The 6,479-nt window shown below is 67.8% G+C and carries 2 protein-coding genes and 4 pseudogenes; 4 read left to right on the top strand and 2 right to left on the bottom strand.

The annotated features are described in order from the left end of the window. The 3 genes and pseudogenes from ACFWZ5_RS43925 to ACFWZ5_RS43915 form a co-directional block, all read left to right on the top strand. Positions 1 to 969: transposase (locus tag ACFWZ5_RS43925; protein WP_384892689.1), on the top strand; the 969-nt coding region annotated here is incomplete at its 5' end. Between the two features lie 68 nt (positions 970 to 1,037). Further along, positions 1,038 to 1,315 (top strand): annotated as a pseudogene (locus tag ACFWZ5_RS43920) (IS5/IS1182 family transposase); the annotation flags it as partial. Positions 1,316 to 1,401: 86 nt separating this feature from the next. Continuing rightward, positions 1,402 to 2,986, top strand: a pseudogene (locus ACFWZ5_RS43915) (IS1182 family transposase). 82 nt (positions 2,987 to 3,068) lie between these two features. Here the strand turns inward: ACFWZ5_RS43915 and ACFWZ5_RS43910 are convergent. Continuing rightward, positions 3,069 to 4,160, bottom strand: coding sequence for an IS630 family transposase (locus ACFWZ5_RS43910; protein ID WP_384892692.1), 1,092 nt, complete (start codon positions 4,158 to 4,160; stop codon positions 3,069 to 3,071). 689 nt (positions 4,161 to 4,849) lie between these two features. Continuing rightward, positions 4,850 to 5,938, bottom strand: a pseudogene (locus ACFWZ5_RS43905) (IS110 family transposase). A gap of 268 nt (positions 5,939 to 6,206) precedes the next feature. On the opposite strand from ACFWZ5_RS43905, the pseudogene ACFWZ5_RS43900 reads away from it, so the two are divergent. Next, a pseudogene (locus ACFWZ5_RS43900) lies at positions 6,207 to 6,479 on the top strand (transposase domain-containing protein); the annotation flags it as partial.

Genomic DNA, 6,479 nt, shown 5'->3' with positions numbered 1-6,479 from the left:
CACCCCGGCGCCGAGGTCATCTGCCGTGACCGCGACAGCAGCTACAGTCGCGCCGCAGCCACGGCCTGCCCGGATGCAGTCCAGATTGCTGATCGCTGGCACCTGCTACAGAGCCTGTCCCGGGCCGTCGAACAGGTCTGCCACCAGCACCGCGGCTGCCTGAAGAAGCACGCCAAGCGCGGACGCGACCAGCCGGTGCAGATTCCGGCCCTCGACGTACTGCCGCCGACCCTGATCGTCCAGCGCGTCCTGAACCGGCACGAGGAGATCAACCGCATGGCCACCGTCGGCTACCCGCTCAGCGAGATCGCCCGCCGCCTGGGCCTGGACCGCAAGACCGTCCGCCGCTACCGCGACACCGACCTCGACACCCTGCTCGCCTCCGCCCGCGACCGGCGCAGCGTCCCCCTCGACCGTTTCAAGCCCTTCCTGCAGGCCGAGTTCGCGGCCGGACGCACCCGCGGCACCGAGCTGTTCCAGCACCTTCGCGAGCAGGGCTACCACGGCGGCTACTCCACCCTCACCCGCTACCTGCGCACGGTGCGGGCCGGGACCGCACCCCCGGCGCCCGCCGAGATACCCAGCCCGCGCAGGATCACCGGCTGGATCATGCAAGACCGCCAGAACCTGGCCTGTCCGAGCGCCCAAGGGCTCGAAGAAGTCCGGCTCGCCTGTCCGGACATCGCCAGCGCCTGCGACTTCGCCCGGGCGTTCACCGACCTGCTCCGCCATCGCCGCGGCTTCCTGCTGGAGGACTGGATCCGCCAGGCTGAACAGACCGCACCGCCACCGATCAAGGGCTTCGCCGGATTCCTGCGACAGGACCTCGACGCCGTCTTGGTCGGCCTGACCATGGACTACAGCTCCGGCAGGGTTGAGGGACACGTCAACAGACTCAAGACCCTGAAGCGGCAGATGTTCAACCGGGCCGGACTCCCGCTGCTGCGCAAGCGAGTCCTCCTCGCATGATCCTGATGACGCTCCGTCACGCTCCACAAGAATCTTGCCTGAACCAAAACCAAATAGCCCATCACCGCTACCTGCGACGGCATGGAATCCGAGCGGTGATCCCGGAGAAGAAGGACCAGGCCGCCCACCGCAAGAAGCGGGGCTCAAAGGGCGGTCGGCCGGTCGGCCGGTCGGCCACGACGCGAAGCTATACAAGGGGCGCAACACCGTGGAGCGGTGCATCAACCGGCTTCGGAACTGGCGCGGTATCGCCACCCGCTTCGACAACACCCCAGAAAGCTACGAAGCCGGACTACACCTGTGCGGTGCGATGCTCTGGCTCCGCAGCATCACACCGCACCCGTGATCCGAATTCCAGACAGGACCTAGAAGATCACTGAAGATGTTGGGGTTCTGGCCCCGGCCCGTGAGGGCCAGGGCCAGACTGGTGGTATGCAGGGGGCCGAGGCTCCTCGTCCGGTGGGGCCTGATGTGTGGGAAGTCTGCCGGGAGTTGATCCCGCAGCGCAGTGTGTACGCGTTCCTGGCCGAGCACCGCGAGGCGCTGTTCCCGGCGGGGATGTTCGCGGACATGTACCCGTCGGCGGACGGGCGCCCGAGTTATCCGCCGCAGGTGCTGTCCACCGTGATCGTGCTGCAGGTCCTGAACGGCTTGTCGGACGTGGAGGCCGTGCAGGAACTCCGCTGCGACCTGCGATGGAAGGCGGCCTGCGGTCTCGGGCTGCTGGGCGTCGGCTTCGATCCGTCGCTGCTGACGTACTTTAGGCGCCGTCTGCAGCACTCGCGGGACCCGCACCGGCTCTTCACCGCGGTGCGCAAGGTGATCGAGGCGACCGGCGTCCTGCACAGCCGCCGGCGGTGGACGTTGGACTCGACGGTGTTCGAGGACGCGGTGGCCACCCAGGACAGCGTCACCCAGCTCGTCTCCGCGATCCGCAGGGTGGCCCGTGAGGTACCCGGCGGCAGCGAGACCGTCACACGGCATGCCAGAGGGCACGACTGCCCGTCCGGCCCGGGCAAACCGAAGATCGCCTGGGACGGCGAGAAGGCCCGCGCCGAACTTGTCGACGCCCTGGTGAGCGACGCACTGCGGGTCCTGGGCCACCTGCCCGAGCAGAACCGGGGCGAGAGGGCCGCGAACGCGGTGGGCATCCTGGCCCTGGTTGCAGGTCAGGACGTGGAACCCGCCGACGACGGCGACGGCACCGACGGACGTTGGCGCATCGCCCGCCGCACCGCCCCGGGCCGCGTCATCTCCACCGTCGACCCCGAGGCCAGACACATCCACAAGACCGTCCATGACCGCCGCGACGGGTTCAAGGGCCCACCTCGCCTTCGAGCCCGAGACCGGCCTGTTCACCGCCCTGGCACTGCGGCCGGGCAGCGGAGCCGAGCACTCCGAGGGCGCCGTCGCTCAGGACCTCCTGGCCCGTGAAACCGGCCCCCTGCAGGTTTTCGGCGACACCGCCTACTCCGGCCACCAGCATCGGGCCGCCCTCATGGAGGCCGGGCACGAGGTGTTCTGCAAGCCCGCCCCGCTCAGGCCCTCCGTCCCAGGCGGCTTCACTCTGGACGACTTCCGCATCAACACCACCACCGGTCAGGTGACCTGCCCAGCCGGCCACACCGTTGCGCTCGGCAAACCCGGCGGCCAACACCACCAGCGCATCGCCCTGTTCGCCGAGCTGTGCGCCGCCTGCCCGCTGCGGCCACGCTGCACGACCTGCAAGCGCGGAAAGATCCTGACCATCCGCCCCCACCACGACCAGCAGCATGCCGCCCGCCAGGCCGCCACCGACCCCGGCTGGCAGGCCGCCTACCGGCGTTGGAGACCACCCGTCGAACGCGGCGTCGCCTGGCTCGTCGCACACGGCAACCGGCGCCTGCGCTACCTGGGCACCCTCAAGAACGACACCTGGCTCCACACCCGGGCAGCCGCCCTCAACCTCCGCCGGCTGATCAACCTCGGACTCGACCGCCGCGACGGCACCTGGACGATCAAGACGGCCACCACATGACCGACGGGCCCACCCAGCCCGCGGCCGGACAGCCCCACCACAACATCTTCAGTGATCTTCTAGGGATGATTTGGACGTCCGGCTAGTGACCTGAGTCAGAGATTCGGTGGCAGTATGCGGCGACTCTGTCGAGGATCTCGTCGGCGGTTTTTGTCCAGACGAACGGTCTGGGGTGGTTGTTCCAGTCGGTGAGCCAGTCACGGATGTCGCGCTCGAGTGCGTGGACGGAACGGTGGACACCCCGCTTGAGCTTCTTCTGTGTCAACTCGCCGAACCACCGTTCCACCAGGTTGAGCCACGAGGAACCGGTAGGGGTGAAGTGCAGGTGGAAGCGCGGATGGGTGAGCAACCACTGCTTCACCGCAGGTGTCTTGTGGGTCGCGTAGTTATCGAGAATCAGGTGCACATCGAGGCCGGTCGGTACCTCCTTGTCGAGCTTGGTGAGGAATTTCTTGAACTCCGCGGCCCGGTGACGACGATGCAGAGAGCCGATCACCCCGCCGGTGGCGGTGTTCAACGCCGCAAAGAGGGTGGTGGTCCCCGCGCGCACGTAGTCGTGGCTGCGGCGTTCGGGAACCCCCGGCACCATCGGCAGCACCGGCTGCGATCGGTCCAACGCCTGAATCTGTGACTTCTCGTCCACACACAGCACCAACGCCTTCTCGGGCAGGTCCAGGTAGAGGCCGACCACGTCACGAACCTTGTCGATGAACAAAGGGTCGGTGGACAACTTGAAGCTCTCCGCCCGATGAGGGGCCAGAGCGAACGCCCGCCAGATCCGCGAGACCGCTGACTGGGACATCCCGGTCGCCGCCGCCATCGACCTCGTCGACCAATGCGTGGCGTTCTTGGGTGTCTCCTCCAGCGTCTTGATAATGACCCGCTTGACATCCGCATCACTGATCTTTCGAGGCACACCCGGCCTCGGCTCGTCGCACAGACCGTCCAAACCATGAGCGAGGAACCGTCGCCGCCACGTGCGGACCGTGTCCGGCGCCACCTTCAACCGCCGTGACACCTCCATGATGGAGTGGCCCTCCGCACACTCCAACACGATCCGAGACCGTTGCGCCAAGGCCTGAGCAGTCGAACGGCGACGCAACCAACCCTCCAGCACAGCCCGTTGCTCATGAGACAACGACAACGGTGGAATCTTCGGCCTGCGGTGACTCATGCTCAACTAACGACAAACCTCTGACTCAGGTCACTAGGGCTCGTCCGGCGGGTCACGGGCCGAGGCAGGGCTGGAGGCGAGGGGGTTCAGACACACTGTTCAGCCGAGTCCGCGCTGTCCGGGCTCGCCCAGCTCGAGCGGCACGTCTCGTGTCTCGCCCGGAATGGCGATGCCTTCCTCGTTGCTGCAGGCGATGACGTGCAGCGCTGGTTGACGACTGCCTCGCTACCGCGCGTGGCACTGAGAGCCGACGAGGGTGACCATGGAAACGGCCTGCACCGAACCGACCCCAGGGAATGGGCGGGAACCACCGAGAGCATGCATGACCATGGCGCGCAGGTCGAGGGGCCGTTCGTACGCGCGCACCACCTCTCGCCCGGACAGGCGATCTCTCCCGCGCGCCGGAGGATTCGGCCGCGGCCCGTGGGACAGAATCCGTGCGCCTGCTGGCCCCTGACCGCGAGGAGTTGCCCATGAGCGACACGCGCATGCTGAACCAGAGTACGCCGCCGATCCGGTGCCGCAGGCCATCACCTCAGAGGTCCGGGCGGTGTGGCGCAGCACGGTGTGCGCGGCGTGGACGGCCTTGGACTGGTGCGGCGCAGGCTGATCCTGGGCGGCGGGGTGGTGATGGTCGCGGTCACGGGGTGGCCGGTCCTCTCAGCCGAGGGGTGCCTCTATGCCTTTCGTCAAGAGAGGCGGGAGGTTCGGGGTTCGTAGAAGGTGCCGTCGCGGAGCATCGCGAACAGCACGTTGATGCGTTGTCGGGCGAGGCGGAGGAGTGCCTGGGTGTGGTTCTTTCCGCGGGCTCGGCATTTGTCGTAGTAGGTGCGGGAGGTGGGGTCGTGCAGGGCGGCGAACGCCGACAGGGACATCGCGCGTTTGAGCTGTCGGTTGCCGCCTCTGGGCGCGTGTTCGCCGTGGATCGAGGTTCCCGAGGGCTTCGTGGTCGGGGCGAGGCCGACGTAGGAGGCGAGGTGGGCGGCGGTGGGGAAGCTGGTGCAGTCGCCGACGGTGACCGGCAGTGCGGCAGCGGTCCTGACGCCGACGCCGGGTAGCGACGGCATGGACTGTGGAAAGAGGGTGTGCCTCCAGCAGGGCGCTGATCTGGGCTTCTGTGTCCCGGCGTTGGTCGTGGACGGCGCCGAGCAAGCAGGCCAGGGAGGGGATCACGATGTCGAGCGTGGTGCTGCCCGGGACCACGACGGTCTGCTAGTCGAGCGCCTCGAAGACGTCGTCGATCAGCCGCGCTGCCATGCGCGGGGCCTTCGGGCGGACCACCTCGACGAGTTTGCGGCGTCCGGCCTTCCGTAGCGCGGCCGGGGATCCGGTTGGAGGTGCGGGTGGCCTCGGCAGCCAGGTCCTGGTAGAAGCCGATGAGGACGGTGAGTTCGGCGGTGATCTCGGCGGTGAGTTCCAGCGTGCGCAGAGTGTGCGGCATGGTGCGGGCGGCGTCCGCGATCACCGCGGCGTCCTTCGCGTCGGTTTTCGCCTTGCCGGGGTAGAGGCCGGCGATCCGCCGCATGGTCAGGCCGGGCAGGTAGGCGACCCTGCAGCCGGTGTCCCGAGCGACCGTGAGCGGGAGGGCGCCGATGGAAGCGGGCTGGTCCACCAGGACGAGGACGGTGCCCGAACTTGGTCTTCAGCTTCTCGAAGACGTCCCGCAGCTTGGGTTCGGTGTTGGGCAGTTGCTTGTCGAAGACCTTCTTGCCAGCCGAAGTCAGGCCGTGCCCGTGATGGGCGCACTTGCCGACGTCCAGGCCGAGGAAGACGCCCATCTTGTCACTGTCGTTCAAGCCGTCCTCCCGAACGGGTCTCGTGCGTGCTGGCCTGGACGTTGGCGTCGTGCGCGCATCCACGTTATCCAGACCTGCCGCCCGCGAGCGGCCGGGCGTTGCGCCGGGCCAGGCGGTAGTCGGACCTCTCATCAGCGTCTCCAGCGGCGCCTCCCGGACCCGGTGGCACCCCCAGGTCATCGGTTCGACAGGGGGGACCAGCCATGCCGGGCCCGGAGGCCAGCGGCCCTCTTGCAGGACCGCGAAGAACATATCCGGGAGGGGTGACGTCTTTGCCCCTGGTGTTCTGGGTGAGCTGACCCAGGTGGTTCCGTTCGAGCTCGTGGACGCCGTGCTGGAAGAGACGGGCCGGACCGAGTGCCGCCTGCGGATACTTCCGTCGCGAGTGTGGGAGTGGACTTCGTCCTGGCGCTGGGCTTGTTCGGGCATGTTGGCACCGGCCTGGTCTGGCAGAAGCTGATCCGTGGTCTAAGTCGGGTAGCCGGATCACCTTGCCGTGACCCGGCAAACCCACTGAGTGGGT

Source organism: Streptomyces sp. NPDC059003 (assembly GCF_042740445.1).
GTDB lineage: Bacteria > Actinomycetota > Actinomycetes > Streptomycetales > Streptomycetaceae > Streptomyces.
Note: the sequence above shows the minus strand (reverse complement) of the source record. Positions and strands in the feature narration are given on the sequence as shown.

Excerpts from the sequence above, each read along its gene's own strand:
- ACFWZ5_RS43910 (WP_384892692.1), bottom strand. The coding sequence starts at position 4,160 with ATGAGTCACCGCAGGCCGAAGATTCCACCGTTGTCGTTGTCTCATGAG.